Annotated in this window: 22 protein-coding genes; 10 read left to right on the top strand and 12 right to left on the bottom strand. The window is 50.9% G+C overall.

Annotated elements, in window-relative coordinates; genetic code table 11:
* The 3 genes from QQ055_RS05720 to QQ055_RS05710 all read left to right on the top strand — a co-directional run.
* A partial coding sequence (locus QQ055_RS05720; protein WP_286004351.1) for a hypothetical protein occupies positions 1-241 on the top strand: 241 nt, incomplete at its 5' end.
* Between the two features lie 27 nt (positions 242-268).
* Complete coding sequence (locus QQ055_RS05715; RefSeq protein ID WP_284475527.1) at positions 269-724, top strand: hypothetical protein; 456 nt, start codon at positions 269-271, stop codon at positions 722-724.
* A gap of 99 nt (positions 725-823) precedes the next feature.
* Entirely contained in the window at positions 824-1,270 is a 447-nt protein-coding gene (locus tag QQ055_RS05710; protein WP_286004350.1) for a GatB/YqeY domain-containing protein, read from the top strand.
* 35 nt (positions 1,271-1,305) lie between these two features.
* On the opposite strand, the gene QQ055_RS05705 is transcribed toward QQ055_RS05710, so the two are convergent.
* Positions 1,306-1,713, bottom strand: coding sequence for an alpha/beta fold hydrolase (locus tag QQ055_RS05705; protein WP_286004349.1), 408 nt, complete (start codon positions 1,711-1,713; stop codon positions 1,306-1,308).
* Positions 1,710-2,306, bottom strand: coding sequence for a hypothetical protein (locus QQ055_RS05700; RefSeq protein WP_286004348.1), 597 nt, complete (start codon positions 2,304-2,306; stop codon positions 1,710-1,712). The genes QQ055_RS05705 and QQ055_RS05700 overlap by 4 nt, the downstream gene beginning before the upstream one ends.
* 77 nt (positions 2,307-2,383) lie before the next feature.
* On the opposite strand from QQ055_RS05700, the gene QQ055_RS05695 reads away from it, so the two are divergent.
* The gene (locus tag QQ055_RS05695; protein WP_286004347.1) at positions 2,384-3,838 is read left to right on the top strand and encodes a phytoene desaturase family protein; all 1,455 of its coding nucleotides are present in this window, start codon (positions 2,384-2,386) and stop codon (positions 3,836-3,838) included.
* A gap of 49 nt (positions 3,839-3,887) precedes the next feature.
* Here QQ055_RS05695 and QQ055_RS05690 read toward each other — a convergent pair whose 3' ends face one another.
* From QQ055_RS05690 to QQ055_RS05660, 7 genes are all read right to left on the bottom strand, one after another.
* Positions 3,888-4,295: an EVE domain-containing protein gene (locus QQ055_RS05690; RefSeq protein WP_284475522.1), complete on the bottom strand. Its 408-nt coding sequence runs from the start codon at positions 4,293-4,295 to the stop codon at positions 3,888-3,890.
* Positions 4,296-4,418: 123 nt separating this feature from the next.
* Positions 4,419-5,210, bottom strand: a complete 792-nt coding sequence (locus tag QQ055_RS05685) for a hypothetical protein (protein ID WP_284475521.1) — start codon at positions 5,208-5,210, stop codon at positions 4,419-4,421.
* A 231-nt stretch (positions 5,211-5,441) separates the two neighbouring features.
* Positions 5,442-6,488 carry a hypothetical protein gene (locus QQ055_RS05680; RefSeq protein ID WP_286004346.1) on the bottom strand — a complete coding sequence of 349 codons (1,047 nt, stop codon included), beginning with the start codon at positions 6,486-6,488 and terminating at the stop codon, positions 5,442-5,444.
* A gap of 6 nt (positions 6,489-6,494) precedes the next feature.
* Entirely contained in the window at positions 6,495-8,249 is a 1,755-nt protein-coding gene (locus QQ055_RS05675; RefSeq protein ID WP_286004345.1) for a hypothetical protein, read from the bottom strand.
* Positions 8,246-8,992, bottom strand: coding sequence for a hypothetical protein (locus QQ055_RS05670; protein ID WP_284475517.1), 747 nt, complete (start codon positions 8,990-8,992; stop codon positions 8,246-8,248). Before QQ055_RS05670 ends, QQ055_RS05675 begins: the two co-directional genes overlap by 4 nt.
* On the bottom strand, positions 8,989-9,297 hold the full coding sequence (locus QQ055_RS05665) for a hypothetical protein (protein WP_286004344.1): 309 nt from the start codon (positions 9,295-9,297) through the stop codon (positions 8,989-8,991). The genes QQ055_RS05670 and QQ055_RS05665 overlap by 4 nt, the downstream gene beginning before the upstream one ends.
* On the bottom strand, positions 9,294-10,442 hold the full coding sequence (locus QQ055_RS05660) for a tetratricopeptide repeat protein (RefSeq protein WP_286004343.1): 1,149 nt from the start codon (positions 10,440-10,442) through the stop codon (positions 9,294-9,296). The genes QQ055_RS05665 and QQ055_RS05660 overlap by 4 nt, the downstream gene beginning before the upstream one ends.
* A 767-nt stretch (positions 10,443-11,209) precedes the next feature.
* On the opposite strand from QQ055_RS05660, the gene QQ055_RS05655 reads away from it, so the two are divergent.
* On the top strand, positions 11,210-12,661 hold the full coding sequence (locus tag QQ055_RS05655) for an ArnT family glycosyltransferase (protein ID WP_286004342.1): 1,452 nt from the start codon (positions 11,210-11,212) through the stop codon (positions 12,659-12,661).
* On the top strand, positions 12,658-12,936 hold the full coding sequence (locus QQ055_RS05650; RefSeq protein ID WP_286004341.1) for a hypothetical protein: 279 nt from the start codon (positions 12,658-12,660) through the stop codon (positions 12,934-12,936). Before QQ055_RS05655 ends, QQ055_RS05650 begins: the two co-directional genes overlap by 4 nt.
* A gap of 123 nt (positions 12,937-13,059) precedes the next feature.
* On the opposite strand, the gene QQ055_RS05645 is transcribed toward QQ055_RS05650, so the two are convergent.
* Genes QQ055_RS05645 through QQ055_RS05635 form a run of 3 tightly spaced genes read right to left on the bottom strand, consistent with a single transcriptional unit; the run spans position 13,060 to position 14,687 of the window.
* On the bottom strand, positions 13,060-13,269 hold the full coding sequence (locus QQ055_RS05645; RefSeq protein ID WP_286004340.1) for a hypothetical protein: 210 nt from the start codon (positions 13,267-13,269) through the stop codon (positions 13,060-13,062).
* A 54-nt stretch (positions 13,270-13,323) separates the two neighbouring features.
* Entirely contained in the window at positions 13,324-14,013 is a 690-nt protein-coding gene (locus QQ055_RS05640; RefSeq protein WP_286004339.1) for a glycosyltransferase family 2 protein, read from the bottom strand.
* A complete protein-coding gene (locus QQ055_RS05635) occupies positions 14,010-14,687 on the bottom strand; it encodes a phosphatase PAP2 family protein (protein ID WP_284475510.1) in 678 nt (225 codons plus the stop codon). Before QQ055_RS05635 ends, QQ055_RS05640 begins: the two co-directional genes overlap by 4 nt.
* Positions 14,688-14,768: 81 nt before the next feature.
* Between QQ055_RS05635 and QQ055_RS05630 the strand changes: the two genes are divergently transcribed.
* The 4 genes from QQ055_RS05630 (at position 14,769) to QQ055_RS05615 (ending at position 18,596) form a co-directional block, all read left to right on the top strand.
* Entirely contained in the window at positions 14,769-15,437 is a 669-nt protein-coding gene (locus QQ055_RS05630) for an outer membrane lipoprotein-sorting protein (RefSeq protein ID WP_286004338.1), read from the top strand.
* The gene (locus QQ055_RS05625; protein WP_286004337.1) at positions 15,434-16,129 is read left to right on the top strand and encodes a PHP domain-containing protein; all 696 of its coding nucleotides are present in this window, start codon (positions 15,434-15,436) and stop codon (positions 16,127-16,129) included. The genes QQ055_RS05630 and QQ055_RS05625 overlap by 4 nt, the downstream gene beginning before the upstream one ends.
* Before the next feature lie 7 nt (positions 16,130-16,136).
* Positions 16,137-16,886, top strand: a complete 750-nt coding sequence (locus QQ055_RS05620; RefSeq protein WP_284475507.1) for an ABC transporter ATP-binding protein — start codon at positions 16,137-16,139, stop codon at positions 16,884-16,886.
* Positions 16,887-17,276: 390 nt separating this feature from the next.
* Complete coding sequence (locus tag QQ055_RS05615) at positions 17,277-18,596, top strand: hypothetical protein (protein WP_285963140.1); 1,320 nt, start codon at positions 17,277-17,279, stop codon at positions 18,594-18,596.
* The last annotated feature ends 40 nt before the right edge of the window (positions 18,597-18,636 follow it).

Raw genomic sequence — 18,636 nt, 5'->3', positions numbered from 1 at the left:
GGAAATTTTCCGCATTCTATGGGCGCCCGCTGTGGCGGTGGCCGTGGTTCTGGGGCTGGTCTTTTTTCAGCCGGGTTTGATCGGGCCATCCCCCTATGCCCGTGTCTTGGATGCGAAAACCTCACTGAATCGTGTTTCTGTGACTCCCATCCAATCCAAAAAAGCCAAGGTGACGGTCATCTGGATCGAAGGGCTTGATTATTTGCCCGCAAATCCGGATATTCTTTCCGATGCCGGATGAACAGGCGCGGGCCAGGGCTGGATCGATATGCTTTTGAAAAACCTAACCACCATCATCATTTGTCTGTTGCTGTCCGCGAGGACGGTGACCGCGCAGGATTTTGTCGCGGAACTCGTCTATTGTTTTAATTCCCCGCCACCGGAAACGCCCGATGCCCGGGTCAGCGCGGAAACCCTGGAAAAAATCGAAAAAACTTTCGGCTATCAACACGCCCGAATCGCGCAAATTACCACATCGCCTTTGGACAAGCGGAAAAGTGATTTCCCCCCTCTGGGAAAAGATTTCTCCCTGAAAATCGAGCAACTGGAGCAGAAAGACGGGCAATACAAGTTGCGCGTGAATTTCTGGCACAAAGACAAGAGTGTCGTGGAAACAGTGGTGGATTTCGAGAAAGGCACGCCACTTTACATCAAAGGGCCTTTGTATGATCGCGGGCTCCTGGTGCTGATTATCCGCGTCGATGATTCCTCCCCGGCCAAGTAGCTTGACGGGGGAATGGACTCAAGGCACTGTTTTTTCAATCGCTTGGAAACCGGAGCTGTTTCCCTGACAGCCCATCATTTATTTTTGGAGAATGACCTTATGTCCCTGATTCAACAAATCGACTCGGAAATCAAAAACGCCATGCTCGCCCGGAGAACTGTGGCGCTGGACACCCTGCGCATGCTCAAAAGCGCGGCCAAATACGCCGCCATCGAGCAAGGGGGCGCCTCCGCTGAGGTCACCGACGCGATTGTGCTTGGCGCGGTTCGCAAACAGATCAAAATGCGCCAGGACACCATCGCCAGTTACGAGCAGGCCGGGCGTGATCCGCAAAAAGAAAAGGATGAAATCGCGGTTTTGGAGAAATTTCTCCCCGTCCAGATGTCCGAAGCTGAGCTGGAGCAAATCGTCAAAGCCACGCTCGCCGAAATCGGAGCGACGGGCAAAAAACAGATGGGCGAGGCCATGAAGGCGGTTCAGGCGAAAGTCGCCGGCCGGGCCGATGGCAAGCTGGTGAGTTCGCTGGTCGGGAAAATGCTGTCGTAAAAGTTTTTTTGCCCAGACGCGGGCCCAGCGGAGATTTATGCGAGGAAGCGCGGCAGGAGAAGCGCTTTCATATCCTCCCAGCCGCGATACTGCAGGCGGTAACCGCAATGGGCCTGCGCGTATTCCCGGTAATGGGCGCCCCAATGCTCCGCCAATCGTTTGACATGATGAGGCGGGGCGATCTGGTCGTAGGAACCCGCCAGCATCAGGATATTTTCCCCCGCGCAATTTGCGCGGCCCTCGAAAGGGCAAACCAGCCGGAAAAGGCGGGAGAGGGATTCCTCACGAACCCCCTTCGCGCGGAGCTGCCGCCGCATGGTTCGGGCCGCGAGGGATTCCCACATGACATGGGAGATGTCCACGATGGGTTCGACCATCGTGAGGCAATTGACCCGGGAATCGACCTGCGTGGTCAGGGCGGCGATCCAACCGCCATAGCTCATGCCAAAGAGGCCGATCTTGGGGGTTCCGCAGTCTTCAGAGAGTCGATGATCAGGCGCAGTTCCTTGACCGCCTGCCGAATGCCCTCGGCCAACCGGGTCAAATCCGCGCTGATGGCCAGTTCCCCGCTGACATACCCCGCCGGACGTCGGGAGTAATGGTAAGGCAGGTGCAGGAAAATCGCATTGACCCCGCGTTGATTCATGAGCCGGCACCAGAGATGATAACCCGTGTCGCTGGCGGACATGAATCCATGCATAAAAATCATCACGGGAGCCTCGTCCCATGGCCGGGACAGAAAGACGTCCATGCCGACGCGGTTATTTTCCGGGCGGTCACAGGGGTGAGGGGAAGGGAAGGTGATTCTTTGAGGTTTGCCGCCCTGGACAGGAAGTTCGGCCAAGGGACAGCGGCCCTGCGGTTGACGATAATATTCCTCAGTGGACACTGGCAGCCATTGATCGCCGTAGGCGATGACCTCATCCTCCGTCGAGGCATGAACATGATGCCGCCAATGCCAGAAATTCAGGCTGCGGAATGCGGCATAATCGACGGTTAATCCGGCGATTCGGTGGAGTCGGGTGAGCATGGTCAAGACAGACCATTAGCGGGGTCATGGCAAATTGACAAAAAAATCATGCAAATTGCCTGGGGTTGATGCACAGTGGGCACATGCAAGGGGAAAAATGTGTCATCGTGGGGGGAGGATTGGCCGGGCTGGCGGCGGCGATTCGGCTGGCCCATGCGGGCATGCGCGTGGTGTTGATGGAAAAAAATGCCACCGTCGGCGGCAAAGCGGGAACCTTCTCCAAGGATGGCTTCACCTGGGACACGGGGCCGTCCTTGGTCACGATGCCGGAGATTCTGCGCGATTTGTTCGAATCGGTCGGGCGCAAAATGGAGGATGGCCTGACACTCAAAAAAATCACACCCGTGTGCAGATATTTCTGGGATGATGGAACCGTCATCGACGAGGACAAGGAGTTTTTTCGCCGCCCGGAGGTGAGGCGGTTCATGAATTATGCGGAAAAAATTTATGAACTCTCCGGCGAGGCTTTTCTGAAACATCCGCCCGAACGCTTTCATCAGGCGTTTTTGAACCCGCGCAATTTGCGCCTGCTGCATCATTTGCCCAAGGTCATGACGCTCAAAAGTGTCGATCAAATGGTGCGGAAATATTTTTCCGACCCGCATTTGCGCCAGCTATTCAACCGGTTCGCCACTTACAATGGTTCCGACCCCTACCGCGCCCCAGCGACATTTAACATCATCCCCTATGTGGAGGAGAAATTCGGCGCTTGGTATCCGGAGGGGGGAATCGTGGAAATCCCCCGCGCCTTGGAAAAACTGGCGCGGGAACTCGGAGTCGAGATTCGCTTGGATTGCCCCGTGACAGGGATCAATTTTCAAGGGGTCAAATATGTCGCTGACGGAAAAACCCTGTTTGAGGAGGCTGACATCATCCTTTGCAATGCTGATCTGATCCATGCCCATGACAAATTGCTTTATTCACAGGAGTCCCGCCGGGAGTCTGAAAAAATGGCCAACAAGGAATTGAGCTGTTCGGGCTACATTCTTTTCCTCGGGGTCAACCGCCGTTATGACCAGCTTTCGCATCATAATATTTTCTTTTCGAAGGATTATGCGCGGGAATTTCGCCACATCTTTAAGCGGTTCAAATTGCCCGAGGACATGACCATTTACATTTCCGTGACCAGCCGCACGGATGCGCGGTTCGCCCCGCCGGGCTGTGACAATTATTTTGTGCTGATCAATTCCCCCACGACACACATGACACGGGATGAAAATTATTTCCAGAATCTTTATCCAAAGATGGTGATCCGGCGGCTGGAGGAGATGGGGCTGGATGGGTTGGAAAAGCACATCGTCAGCCAAACGGTTTTCACCGCCTACGATTTTGCGGAACGCGACAATGCCACAGGCGGCGCGCTCTATGGTCATGCGTCGAATACGCCCTTGACCGCGCTCTTGCGCCCTCCGATTCGATCCAAGGCTCAGGACAACCTCTATTTTGTCGGGGGAACCACCCATCCCGGCGGGGGAATCCCCCTCGTTCTTCTCAGCGCCAAAATGGCCGTGGAAATGATTCTGCAACGGTCAAGGTAGCCTTCGACCGCCTAGGCGAGGGACAAGTTCGCCCGGATTGTCGTGCGGATTATTTGCCCAGCTCAAGCGCCCGCGCAAATTGCGCGGGGGTCAGAGGCATGACAGAGAGGCGGGACTGCTTGATCAGGGCGGTTTCTTTGAGGATTTTGTCGGTTTTGATTGTTTCCAGAGGAACCGTGCGCTTGAGCGTTTTGACAGGTTTGAGTTCCACACAATCCCAGCCGGCTTCTGTCGCCGTCGGGTCGGGGAAGGCCTCGCGGCTGACTTCAGCGACGCCGACGATTTCCTTGCCAGTATTGCTATGGTAGTAGAGCGCTTGGTCGCCCTTTTTCATGGCGCGGAGATTGTTCCGGGCCTGAAAATTCCGCACCCCGGTCCAATCGGTCTTTTTGTCCTTCAGAAATTGTTCCCACGAGTAAGCGTCGGGCTCCTGTTTGACCAGCCAGTATTGTTTCATCCGCGCAAATTGCCACAAGACGCGGGAAAAACAAGAAAAGGATGAATGGAGTGATGATCTCCCGGCGAGTCCCATGATTTGATGAAAAGGAAAAAGAATGGGGATGAAAGTGTTCCGTTCAGGTCATTTCCCCTTCGGCCTGAAGGCGTAGAGGAGAACCATGACCACGAGGGCGCTCCCACCCGCGATCATCAGCACCGATATCCAGTTGCGCTTGGTCAGACCGAGAATGAGAATAGGGGAAGACTCTGATGATCTTTGATCCATGAGTGGCTTTGCTGTATCAGTGGTTTTTTCAATAGGCGAAACGGTGTTGGTATTGGATGAGATTGGATCAGTTATAGTGTTTTTTTCTGTAATAATATCAGAGTAAGAAGAGTCGATTGCTATTTTAATACCGTGAGTTATTTGATTTGTATTAGATAACATAATTTTGTATAAACGATTTGTTAGGTATTTGTAAAAAGTGATATTCTTATTTGTTAAATTGATGTTATCATAAAGTATTTGATGGTCGTTTGCATTAAAATTATAACGTATGTATGGGTCAATAGCATCCTCAGGATTTTTCTCAAACCCAATTCCTTTCATTATTCTATCATATTTTCCACTTTCCTTAAATTCCTTGTAAATAATATTTTCTTTTATGTTCTCGAATTCATTTCCAATATTAATAAGTGTATGATAAAGGGCTATTTTATCCTCAAGAGGAGCGTTGTGATTTAATGTAATTCTCAACTTATGAGTGGTATCTCTTAGCTTTACAAACCCTTCATAGGTTGGATTCTTCTTGAACTCGTCAAGCTCTGTAAAAGCTTGCTTTTCTAATATGCCCAATGTTGTATCATTTGCATGCAAGTGCATGCTGAATAAAACCGCAATGGAAATAATTATGGAGAATTGGAATGTTTTCATGATGGTCTAAGGTTCCGAAATTTCAGAAACTCTTCCACCCTTTTCAATTTTTAATTTCCATTTATTGGACTGCTCATCCAAGTAAAGTGTCGTTTTTTGGTCGACTGTGGTGAAGGGGGCGCTTGTGAATGTGCCTACTAAATGAATACTCGTGCCAATGGAAAAAACGCTGTTAGGGTTCATAGAGATAGACTGACAGAAAGCGGCTCAAAACTCCAGAGTGTAGAAATCTTATCTTTTCCGAGGCCAGAATGCGTAGAGGAGTACCATGACCACGAGGGCGCTCCCGCCCGCGATCATCAGCACCGACAGCCAGTTGCGCTTGGTCAGGCCGTGGATTTCTTCCAGAGATTCAGGTTCTGCAACAGAGGGGAGAGGTGTCGGCGTTTCAGGGGGTTGGTTTGTCACGATTGTGGTCTGAGGCGGTTTTTCTACCTGTTCGGAGAGATTAGTGATGACGATCTCGTAGCCGAGAATATTTTCGAGCAATTGACGCGCTTGTTGAGGGGTGAAGTCTAAGGATTGTTTGATAACCTCCTGATCGGCAGGATCAAGATTCTGCTTATTTAATAGAAAGCCCATGGGTCTTCCGGCCCAGTCTGTGTATCCCATTGTCTCGGTATTTTCCGGAACATACAAAGGCCGCCATGGGGCGTTGGTGTCGTGGAGGTATTCATAGAGCGTGATTTTTTCGATTTTTGGAATGAAATAATTGGTCAGTCCGATCAAGGTTTCATTGTCGCCGATATTATACCGCTTTCCACCCGATTGCTGAAAATCATTCATCATTTCATCTGTCCACTGAATTTGATTGGTCGTGACAGTGCCATCTGATTCAAAAGTATAATCCGTGAAATACCCTTTCCATCCATAGGCGGGAGTATTTAGATCATCATAATCTCGATACCAGAATGGCACCCGGATCACGAGTCTACTACTGGCATCCGTGTAATGAAAAAAATATGTTTTAACCCATGAAATATCATTAAGAAATGTATGCTTGTCTTCACCAACCAAGTATGATTTCCAGTCCGAAACCTCATGCTTGAAAAAAAGATATTGGTTTGTCCCTGATTGATAATTGAATCTAAATAGGTATCCGCCTAACGGGTAGTTTGTATTATGTGGTTTGTCATAATTTCCTGTCCAATCAGTTAAATTCAGACTCGTTGTGTCGTAGTAATGAATTTTTTCTTTTAAAAATTCAGGACTAAGCGCTAAAGAATGATATTGAATTACACAGAGCAGGAAAAGGGTTGTATGTTTAATCGATTTCATTTGCGACTAGATTAACGTAATTTTCACATTACTTCTGGTTCGATTGAATTTCCAAACTTGACCAATATTATCCCAAGCGCAATAGTGTGCAGATGCTCCGTTATACATTTTTATTGTAACAGCTTCTTCAATTTTAAAGTTTCCTGAATCAGAAAATGTCAAAGCCCCTTGTGTTTCATCGGGAACAGGAACTGTTGTGCCCATTTGCAGATTTGCTTGAGGTCTTTGTCCTTTTGGAATTCCTTTTGGATTTAAATTTGTCATATTCATCCAAGCTAAAGCACCTGATCTGTGCTCTTCTCCTATTGTAGACCAATAATTACGCTTGGCTGACACGATGTTTATACCCGCTACAATATTTTCCCTCCAATTCCAAATTTCTTTTCTGGGGATTTTGTATTCATTATCAGTGGCTGAGCCAGTCACTTGAAATACCCCGAATCCGCCTGGACCAGTGTCATCTTCATGATGTAAAGGAATACCTGAGTTTTCAAATTGATTGTAATACGCTTGTGCATATCCCTTGCTCTCATGTTTTGCGATGGCATAGGCATAGGAGATGCCCTGATTATTTTGGTCAATGTATGAGCGGGCTTGTGATGGGTCTGGATTTTTACCGGCAATTGTAAATGAGACGGATTGGGCAGGTGAACCACCTATGCTGTAGGTAAGAGTGGCCGTTCCGCCGAAAAATCCCGTATTAACCGCCTGAGACCAATCCGCGTGTTGAAAGATATTGATCGGCTGAGCGCAACTGACCGGAGAGGTGAATTGACCATTTGCCGGGATACTAACGGTATCCTGAGGTAATCCTGAGTTTATTGGCCTGTTGTAGGTAACTTGCAATTTCCATGAGATCGTCAGATTGGATGGCAGATTATCGGGGCTGACCTTAATTTGGAGTTGAGGCATCTCCGGGTCTTTTGTGATCCATGCTTTGCCACTATCGGGGATTTCCGTTGAGGAACCATCTGGATGATTCACCTGATAAAGTCGAACTCCATAGAATGATAATTCTGGTGAGGTGGTTGTCTGACTTTGTTCATAGGTGGCTTTTATTTTTCCTTTCGACGGTTCTTGAGAATTTACTGTGCCAGCATATGTGTTCAGCAACCCGCTTGATGATGGTCCGACTTGCCATGAAATATCAGAGGGAGAGACTGCCTCCTGTGTCGCCGCACTCCATGTGACAGGTATCTTATTTCCGCTGTTAGTGTCAACAACAGAAACTTCCCACTGAATTGGGGGGGACACCTGTTTTGATGGTGCGATGACAGGTGTGATTTCCCATATTGTATCGCCTTCTGAACTCTGAGCGGAAGCAAATGCCAGCCCTGAAATTGGTGGGGGCAAGCTGGGAAGCGCACTCTCTGCGGTTCCACTTGATAGTTGAGGTGGGTCAGGATTCCATGTGCAAGAGACACTGACGGAATCGGTTTGTTGGTTGAGGGAAAGGTTGGTCGCTTTAACAACTTTGGTGTTTCTATTGTCGGTGACTGTTGTCCAGAATGTGCCTGAATCAATGGAAATATTTGGATTGGCCGCCAGTCGATAAGTATGAGCGCCGACGGTTCCGCTCTCGGAGATAGTGACTGTTAATGTCGCCGTTTGCAGGTAGAGGATATTAAAGCTCCAATTGTCATTGGGTGAGGCAGGTGAAAGCCCCATGTTTTTTGAAAGAGGACTCGGTGCTGAGTGAGCCAAAACAGTGGTGGTCAATAGAAACAGAATAGAGATAAAAGTTTTTTTGAGTGGATTCATGGTGTCTCCTTCAATAGATGAGGGTGTTTTTTTCGGGCTGATTCGATAAATCGCCTAGATTGTTGTTTGATTTCAAATTCGCTTTTTCCAAGATTATCGAGATAGGCTCGCGATGTGATCCGATACCAGTTGTCATCTTTGGATAATTTACCCTTATTAACTTTTGTTTCCCATTCAGAAAAAATTTTCCTTGCCCCTTCCATGTCTCCATGTCCGTAGAGCCGGATACAGAATAACAAATTCATAATGACAGGAAGTCCGTTCAAGCTTGGATATTTTTCTATCAGTTGTGTGGCCATGCCAAAATCAGCACTGGAATAAAACATGCGCGCGAATTCATCCAATGTGTTTGCCCGAAAATCAAGGGGAAGCCTTTCATCTGTGAGAATTGAGTCCATCTGTTCAGTCAGTTTTTGAGCGGCGATTTCATCATCTGGCTGATGGAATTTTCCCTTGATGAGGAGCCGATACTGGGATGACAAAAATTTTCGTTTTGCAAAGGCCCAAGAAATGATGACTTCATTGCGGGGGAAGTCTCCGCTTCTTGTGTCTGTCAGAGAAATGATTTTCCATGCGGTTTCGTCTTGTTCCGAGGGAACCTGCGACAAAAGCCAAGCGCCCAACTGCACAAGCGCCATAGACTCTTGCGAATGAGTCCAGCCATCAGGGGATGGCGCTCGCAAGCAATCCATCCATGACGTGTAAAGCTCCAGAGAGTCGGAAAAATCCTGATTTTCATTCATGAAAATATGAAGAGACTATTGACAAAACATTTCCGCCAGAGGTCATCCTTGCGGATGTCTGGATATGACTTTGCCGCCTCCATTGCCATGCTGTTGATGCTTTTGAGAGTATCCAGTGAGGTTGTTTTTCCAGGAACCAACTCAGTTGAAAGATTCCAGAAATTCTGTTTAAGGATCGCTTTTTTGGTTGCTTCAGGGTAGCCCTTCTTCAAAACATCCAGATTTACCCCCTCAAGATTCATCTCAGCCGCCTGAATCAGAGCAAAGAAGTTAATCAAAACTGCGATGAAGAGTGATGATCTCATTGGGTTGGTGATGAGATTTTCTCTTTGCATTCAGCAATGTAGCTTTTTACAAATGGATTTTCACGTTTTTCAGGATACAGGCGGATGAATTCATTAAATGCGGATAGCGCATCCGCCCATGAACTGTGAGCCCAACACAACCAAGCTTTTGCAAACATGGATTGTTCGTGTTTAATTGTCCCCGCTGGAGCGTTTTTGATTATATCGTCAGCGTATTGAACCGCTTTTTTCCAAGACGCATCATCTTTCATTTGTTTGGGGCCTGCGTGTAATTGGACTAGATACCAGCGGCTTTCGATGGCCCACTCGTTGTCCTTGGGGTTCTGGGTGATGACCTCGCGCCAGAGGGTTTCGGCCTTGTCGATGTCTTTCCACTCGGGTGTGCCTTGGTAATAAGCCCAACCCAGACGGGTTTTCAAACGGGCCAACTCATCCTTCGACAATTGATTCTGCCCCTTGAGCGCCTCCAGATAAATGTCCCTGGCCGCTTGCAGGATGTCCTTCTGTTCATCCCCGCCACTGAGGAAAAGCATGTCCCCGGCCTCCAGCAATTTGCGCGGGTTGCTCCCCGCCTCGGCGAGGGTTCGGGCCAGAAGCAAATTGCGCCGTCCGGATTCATCCAGCGAACTCTCCACAGACAGGTAAGCCGCCGCGGGGTATTTTTTCGCGGTGAAAAGTTTCTCCGCCTGCGCGGTGATGATGGACACCGTGACCGGGGAGGAGGGAAATTGCTCCAAAAGCTGGCGGCGAAAGCGTTCCGACTGGGGATCGTTATTGGCGTCGTAATGCGTGATGATGTCGCCCAGCGCCCGCGCCGACCATTCGGAGGAGGGAAAACGGCGGGGCAGAGTTTCCCACACACGCAGGGCGCTGGCGAAAGCCATGCCTTTGTCGCGGGTCAGAGCCGAACCTTGGAGATACAGGGCCTCAGGCAGCCGGGGGTCGTCTTGGGGAATCCGGGAGACAAATTGCTCGAAACCCTTGGCCGCATCCTTGAAGGAGCCTGAGGCAAATTGCCCATGAGCCTCCTGCCACAGGGCCGTGACGGGATCAGGCGCAGGGGCGGATTCCTGAGCTGGGCAGTCCAGCATGAAGGCCATCAGTAGAACCCACAGACAAAAAGCGGCAGGAGGCCGCTTGCCCATGACTTGCCACAAACAGGCGCAAAAATCACAAAATGGATGAATGGAGGGACGGGCTCCCGCCCGTCCGTGGATTTGGGACAAGCGGGAGCTTGTCCCTCCATTGGCGTGAGGGATGATCTCCTGAGCGTCCCATGATTCCATGAACTCAGAAGAAGAAGTGGGTCGGACGGGAGCCCAACCCTCCAATGAAAAAATGGGGTTCGGGCGGGACGCCCTTACCCGCACCCGGGACGGGTGCGCTCCCCGATCCATTGAAAAAGGACTCACCGCGAAACGGCAGAACGGCAGAATATTTTTGTTCGAGATTCATTTCAGCGGTCGAGCTTTTACATGAGGAATGAACAATCGCGCAAGCGCAAAATCCCCCAACACGCAAAATGATAAAAATTGACAAATGCCAATATTGACAGGGGTTATATGTGCTAAAAATTAATACAATCCAAGCCCGCACTGAAAATATAAACACATCATTATACGCTAAATTGCGTCAATGATTAAAAAATGTTTACATGTGTCGAAATGGTGAAAATATTTCAAAAAACTTTTATTCAAACAGCGCGGGAGAATTTTGCCGCTGTGTTTTTCCGGAGGTGGGTGTCAAAGGGCATGCATATATTGCGAACGAGAACGCGGCCCAAGGAAGTGACGCGGCAGAGTCGCTGAAATTTTTTTAACCCATTTTCTGCTTGTTTAGAGTCATCAAATCCGATTTTTCTTTTGAACTCAGGCGGGGATTGGTTACGTTGAACACCACTTTTTTTTAAGACATGAAAAAACTCATCACATTTTTCCGGAGCGTGATCGATGAATCACTCGCAGCGCGGCATGGGGCCAAGCTGCTGATTCTGGCGGGTCTGCTGATTCTTTTGCCCGGCACCGGAACCATTCCCCTGATTGACCGGGATGAACCCCGTTTCGGCCAGGCCACCCGCGAGATGATGGATCGGGGGGAATGGGTGATTCCCTACTTTAATGGCGAATACCGCTTTGACAAACCCGTCATGACCTACTGGCTCATGCGGGTTTTTTATCAGTTCGGCATTCATGAGCTCACCTCGCGGCTGCACTCGGCGCTTTTCACGATCCTGACCGCTCTGGTGATGTATTGGTGGGGCCGGCGGCTTTTCGGCGCACTGGCGGGGTTCTGGGGGGCGCTGGCCTTCATGGCCAGCGTGCAGATTCTCATTCATGGCCGCAGCAATGTGGCGGATATGCCGATGGTTTTTGCGGTGACATTGAGCATGTGGGCCGTTTATGAATTGCTCCAACGCGGGGAAAAATCGCCCGCATTCTGGAAAGACCAATGGTTCTGGACTCTTTACCTCGCGCAAGGATTTGGGTTCCTCGCCAAAGGCCCGATTACCCAAGCGGTCGTGATTTTGTCGCTCCTGCTTTACCGGTTTCTTTTCTGGAGGAAGGCGATTCCTTGGAGCCATTTGCGCATTCTCCCCGGCATTGTGGTGATTCTTTTGGTCGTGGGCATTTGGGGGATTCCCGCGCTGATCCAGACCAGCGGACTTTTTTGGAATGTCGGCATCGGCCAACATGTCGTGGCGCGCGGGGTGGAGGAATTCAATCAGCGTTCCAGCGCTTTCCTCTATTATTTTGGCAGTGTATTCCTCAGCCTTGCGCCGTGGATCGCGCTCGGGGGATTTGTCCTGCGCAATTTGCGCGGGGAATGGACCGCGCCGAAAGCCTTTCTGGTGGCGTGGTTTGCCGCGCTTTTTGTGATTTTCACGCCCTATGCCACGCGCCTGCCCCATTACATCATGCCCGGATTTCCGGCGTTTTTTCTGCTGCTGGGCCATTTGCTCGCGACACCGGAGACCATGCGAGAGGGAAAACGCGCGCGCCAGTTTTTTCAGGTTGTCACAGCCATCTATTACCTCGTGATGGTTTTCCTCCTGCTTGCGCCGCTGGTTTTCAAGGTGGACGGATTTGCCCGGGACTTTCTGATGCTGATGTTTTTCGCGGGCTGTCTGCTGGGATGTTTGCTTTACATCATGGATCAGGCGCGGGGCAAAACGCTTGTCGGCCACATGACCGTTTCCCTGCTGGCGCTGGCCGGAGTCACTTTCATGCTGGCCAACACCATGAGATCACTCAGCCCGGTGGTGGCGCTGGAGCGGGTTTTGCGGAGAATGAGGGGGTTCCGTCCATCGCGTATGAATTCCGCGAACCGTCACTGGTTTTCTACGGGAACCGCGTCTGGGAAATGACCGGGGACACCGCCCACGCCGCGCAATTTGCGCGGGAGCGCTCGCCCGCATTGCTCATCGTTCAAGCCCAGAAAGAGAACGTGGACAAATTTCTCAAGCAGGCATTTTTTGCGAGGATATTCAACCTGCCCGCCGCGACACCCTTTTATCCCACCGCCTATGAACCCGTCGAATGGCTCGCGGATGTGGACGGGCTCGAACCCGTCACGGCCGTGGTGGGATTCAACTACGCCAAGAGTCAATTCGTCATTTTGCAGGTGTATCGTCGCCCGTGATGTCCGGAGCTTGCAGGCTCTTGTGGTGGGTGATGTCGAGGTAGAGATTATAGATCGCAATGACCGAGGGGAAAAGATTGCTCAGGATGCCCACCGAATCATTTTTCCCGAAGATGAAGTAACTCAGGAGCAAAATGCTCCCGCACAGCTCATGATCAGAAAACGCGCGGGGTCACCGGTTTTTCGCATGGTGCGAGGCCCAGATCTGGACGAACCAACGCCCGGCAAAAGAATCACCCCCGTGTAGCCGATCAATTTCCAGCCCGTGAGCAAATAGGTTTTGTTGATGATTGGAATCGTGACTTGGAAAAATTCCACATGCAAAAAGTCCATGGCCTCAAATCTCTCCTGCGTTATGGGTTTTTGACAGTGTAAGGACAGAGGCGGCTATTGAGCCAGCGCACGCCGAACATGTCCATCGTGGCTTTCCACGCCCGGCCCGCCACACTGTATTTGCTGACACCGTGAATGCGGGGGCGGTGATTGACCGGAGTCTCCGTGACCGAAAAGCCCGCGCCTTTGACCAGCGCGGGGATGAATCGGTGCATTCCCCGGAAAAGAGGCAGCGCGACGACGACCTCGCGGCGGTAGGCCTTGAGCGTGCAGCCCGTGTCCCGAACGCCGTCGCCGACAAATCGGGAACGGATGAAATTGGCAATGCGGGAGGCGATTCGCTTGGCCGGGGTGTCCTTGCGCTTGGCGGCGGTATCCGCAGACCAGATCGTGGGTTTTCAGCAATTCCAAAAGGCGGGGGATGTCCGCCGGATCATTTTGCAAATCGCCATCCAGTGAAACCAGCCAGCCCCCCCGGGCGGCATTGAGTCCGGCGTGGAGTGCGGCGCTCTGTCCGGCATTGCGGGCAAACTCCAGCACGCGCAGCGGGGGGAAATCCGTTTGCAGGGACTTTGCGATGGAAACACTTTTGTCCGAGCTCCCGTCATCGACGAGAATGATCTCATAGGGTTGATTCAGAGGCGTGATCGCTGAGGCGATTTCCTGAACAAGGGCGGGGATATTCTCCTCCTCGTTGTAAACGGGGACGACAATGGAAATTTCGGGCGTGGATGAGGCATTCATGACTTTTTATGCGCCGGGCCGGGGAAGGCCAGGCTGGGAATGGTTCTGCGCCACTTTTCCAAAAAAGGAAACGGGAGGTGTTTCCAGAGCCAATCAAGACCGAAAATGATGGCAGGCGTGTAAAAAATCGCAAGCCCAAAGGACACCAGACAGTCACTGGGATAGTGGGAGCCCGTGTAAACCCGTGACACAGCCATTATCAAGGCCCATATCCAAAAAGGAATCGCCCATTTTCGGTAGTAGATGGTGACCAAAATCGCCAGCGCGACATTATTGAGCACATGGCCCGACGGCATCGAGCGTCCGTTGGGATTCATCGTCACGCGGGCGGGTTGGCTTTTGACCTGAAATGTGGTCGGAATTTTCAGGGGCCCGAGGCGGATGGGTTTTGTCTCCAAGTTCCGGTAGGTCACCCATTCCACCGCCTCATGGGGGCGGGGGCGGGAAGTGGCGCGTTTGATCGACCAACCGATTCCTGAATCCCCGATGAGCAGACACAGAGCCATCATTCCCACAAAAATGCGTCCCCGCCAGCCGCCCAGAGACAGCAAAAGGACGACGGCAATGAGCAAAGGCAGTGTGAATAAGTCGAAGTCCGAAGCCGTCACAAGGAAGAAATCGGCCACAGGACTGGACAAACCGGCATTGATGGCATGCAGAAAAAAATGATCCATTTCACACTCGCTTTAATCAGAAGGGATGGGTAAAAGCAAGGGTCTCTTATGAGGAAGATTTGTTTATTCACCGTCATTTTCATGCTCGCCATTCCTTTGTCCGCGCAGGATAAAACCGCGGCGATACCCTCGATGGAATTCGTCATGGCGCGACTGTGGAAAAATTTCTCGATGGCCGATGCCACGATGACGGGCATTTTGCGCACACCGTCAAAGACCTATCCCATGGAAATGCGCACCAAGGACCGGGAAATCCTCATGCTCGTGCCCGAGGCGAATCTGTCCGTGCAAATTGCTTTTTCGAGCTCGACGACATCGGTCAAACGCGGGGACGGCCAAGGCAGGAATCTCAAGGCTCTCACGGCGCGGGAGCAAAAAGCGCCGATTCTGGACACCGACATCTCATACGAGGACCTGGCTTTGAGTTTTCTCAACTGGCCGGACATTCGGGAGGTGGGCGTTGACAGTGTCAAAACGCTCCCGGCTTATGTGTATGATGTGGACGCCCCCGCCGGGCAGAGCGCCTATGCGTCTGTGCGTTTCTGGGTGTCCAGTCAATATTTCGCCTTGATCCGGGTGGACGCAAAAGACAAAAATGGTCAGACCATCAAACGGGTCGAGGTCAACGGGGTGCAAAGGGTGGGGGATGCTTGGGTCGTCAAAGAAATGCAGGTGTCCACATTCCATCCCGGACGAACGAGCTCCAAATCCAGAACCTATCTTGAAATCCGACAGGTCAAAGTCCAATGAAACTGAAATTCGATCTTCATTGTCATTCCCGTTTCTCCGCTGACGGGGTCGCTGAACCCGAGGACATGGTGCGTGTCGCCAAGGAGCGGGGATTGAATGGCTTTGCCATCACCGACCACAACACCTGCGAGTGTGTGGAGTATTTTCTCCGCCATGGCATGATGCGCGAGGACGGAATGCCTGTGGACGACTTTCTGATCATTCCCGGTCAGGAGGTCACCACGGCCCAGGGGCATTTGCTCGGGCTGGGGGTGGTCTTGCCCGACTTGCGCATGTCCCCGGCCACCGAGGTCGCCAAGCTCATTCGGCGCAAAGGAGGAATTGCCATTCCCCCCCATCCTTACGATCTTTTCCGGGCGGGAATCCGGGAGTCGGACCTCGATGCGATGGAGTTTGACGCGCTGGAGGTTTTTAACGCGGCGACAACGATGAAACGCTACAATCGTCAGGCTTTTGAATACGCCAAGGAGAAGGGATATCCCATGACCTCCTCCAGTGACGCCCACCACGCGGAGGCGCTGGGAACCGCCTACACGATTCTGGAGGTCAAAGAGTTCTCAGTTCGCGGGGTTCTGGAGGCGATTAAAAACGGGGGGGAACTCCGCCAGGAGTATCTCACGCTCAAGGACAGTTTCAAAAAAACTTTTAATAACGTCTTTCGCATCAAACGGGGCAAAAAACGCAAATCCTGATGCCGGTTTGACAGATGCTTTGGCCATGATCCGACTCGAAAATGTGACAAAAAAATTTGGCGATCTCACCGCCGTGGATGACATCTCACTGGACATCCCCGAGGGGGAATTTTTCGTCGTGCTCGGGCCGAATGCCGCCGGAAAAACGACGACGATCAAAATGATGGCCGGTCTGCTCCGTCCCACCGCCGGGGAGGTTTTTCTGGGTGGGATCAATATTCGGGAAAATCCTGTCGCGGCCAAAAAGCTCCTGAGCTTCGTGCCGGACTTTCCTTTTCTGTATGAAAAGCTCACTCCGTTGGAATTTTTCGATTTTGTGGGGGACCTTTTCGAGATGCCCCGCACCGATGCCCGTGCGGAGGCGGCAAAACTGGTGGACTACCTGAATCTCGGGGATTACCGCCATTCGCTCATCGAGTATCTCTCCCATGGCACACGCCAGCGCGTGGCCATTGCCGCCGCCCTCCTGCATCACCCGAAAGTTTTTGTCATTGATGAACCCATGGTCGGCCTCGATCCAAAACACGCGCGTCTGGTGAAGGATATTCTCAAGAAAAAATCGGGCGAGGGGATGACGGTATTCCTCTCCTCCCACCAACTCAATCTCGCGGAGGAACTCGCCGACCGCGTGGGCATCATTCACAAAGGCAAATTGATCGCCTGCGCCCACCCGCAGGAACTCCAAAATGCCGGGGGTTCATCCTCCGCACTGGAGGAGGTCTTTCTCAAGCTGACCGAAGAGGAGGGGGAGGGATAATACTTTTTAACAAACAAACCGTGTCATGAAAGTTCTCTTGAAAAAACCTTTGATGTTAGCGGTTTTACTGACAATTCTATTTCCAATAGCAGGTATTTTATTGATCGGATATTGGTGGCAATAAACATTTTCTTGGGGTTATGAGGATACATCTACCCCATCTACGACAGCCTTGGTTTTATTTGGATATCTATTGATAATATCCACTCCGTTTCCGATTCTTATTGTGTGTATTATGGCTATGCTGAAAAAAAGAACCTCTCAGAAATAACCTCATCATTCATAAAATGGCTTCCTATCAGTCGTTCATCTCACATTTGGATTTTCTAGATTGGCGGAATTTTGGGAGATAGACAAAATGATTTCTGTCTGATATAGACTCAATTAGAAATGATAAATAGCGTTTTCAAGATATACTTCTCTAGCTGGTGGCTACCAGCACTCCTTTTCCTCCTTCTGCTTGCCTGCTTCACGGTAACGGCAGTTCCTCGTTGGAGTTTTCTCGCCATTGTGGCTAATGGCCTGTTCTGCCTCACAGCCCTCGCGTTTCTTGGTGTTATTGCCGCAGCAATATGGAATTTGATCAAGAAACGATGGGTTCAAGGCAGCATCAATGCCGTTCTTGTCTTCGGTTGTGGTGCCGCTGCCTTCTTTACCTATAGCTTTATTATGTTTGCGTCCATGTTTGGCCCTAGCGAAGATGGATTTGCTGATAAACTGACGATTCCTGATGGCATTGAGATTGCTGAACCTGATCAAGACACAATAGATCCTTGGCCCAAAGGTAGTGATGGATTTCAGAACTCTGTTCGCACTGCTCTGACTGTTCCGGGAACTGGTAAATCGGAGTTTACACCATCAATGCCCTCGCTACGCAGGGCATCGACAGAACACTCCAAGACTTTTCGTGACTACGTAGAAGCTTCTCCAGACTGGCATGTTTTCATTGAACAGGGTAATCGCTTTGCATCGCGACAATGGAGCTACGGGGGAGAACCTCGGGATACACTGCATGGTTACATTTCAGACTTCAATGATGCTTCCCGGTTTCAGACTCGCTGCCTCCTCTGTTTGGATCTTAAGCAGTGGAGTGGGTATGCCGTGCAGCATGTTCAAGAAGGCAGCAAATCGGTTAAGCCGGACATGAGCATGGGCAACAAGCTACAAGAGAGCCGAGTGATGATTGATTGTGGCGGAGTTTGGGTCGAGATATTTGAGCAATCAGACAATCCTGAACGCCGGGTGACTAAAGCCACGGTGGCTAATCTGGAGGAGGAGTTCTCGGAGTTCCTGAGGAACCCCGAAGCCGCAGTGGCTGCGGCTCGTGCCAGATCCCATGATTTGGCTAGTCGTCTCGCAGGCGATGACGAACATCCATTTCGGCTGCTTACTGGAATGCAACCAGGTATCTACAGCGTGGTATATATGCTTAATTCCGGAGAACCTGGCACAGTTTATTTAAAAGCATTCGAGGTCACCAACGGGACCGCACTATCCGTTGAGAGACTGGAGGAAAAATCGAAAACTCGCATGACATGGTCAGCCGACTCTTCAGAAAGATTTAGTGCGAAGGCTGGGTTCACGATTTACGAAGGTGATTGGGGTAAACCATATGCTGCTCGTTTCGAAGTCTGGTTTGCACCAGACTCTGGCGAACCGGAACGCAAGCTTGCTGAGCGTGTATTCAAAATCGAAGGATGGCAGAGATGACAATCATAAAATCAGAAGGCGGAGATTAATGGATCCTCTC

Source organism: Geitlerinema calcuttense NRMC-F 0142 (assembly GCF_030285425.1).
This window is presented reverse-complemented; position numbering and strand designations above follow the sequence as displayed.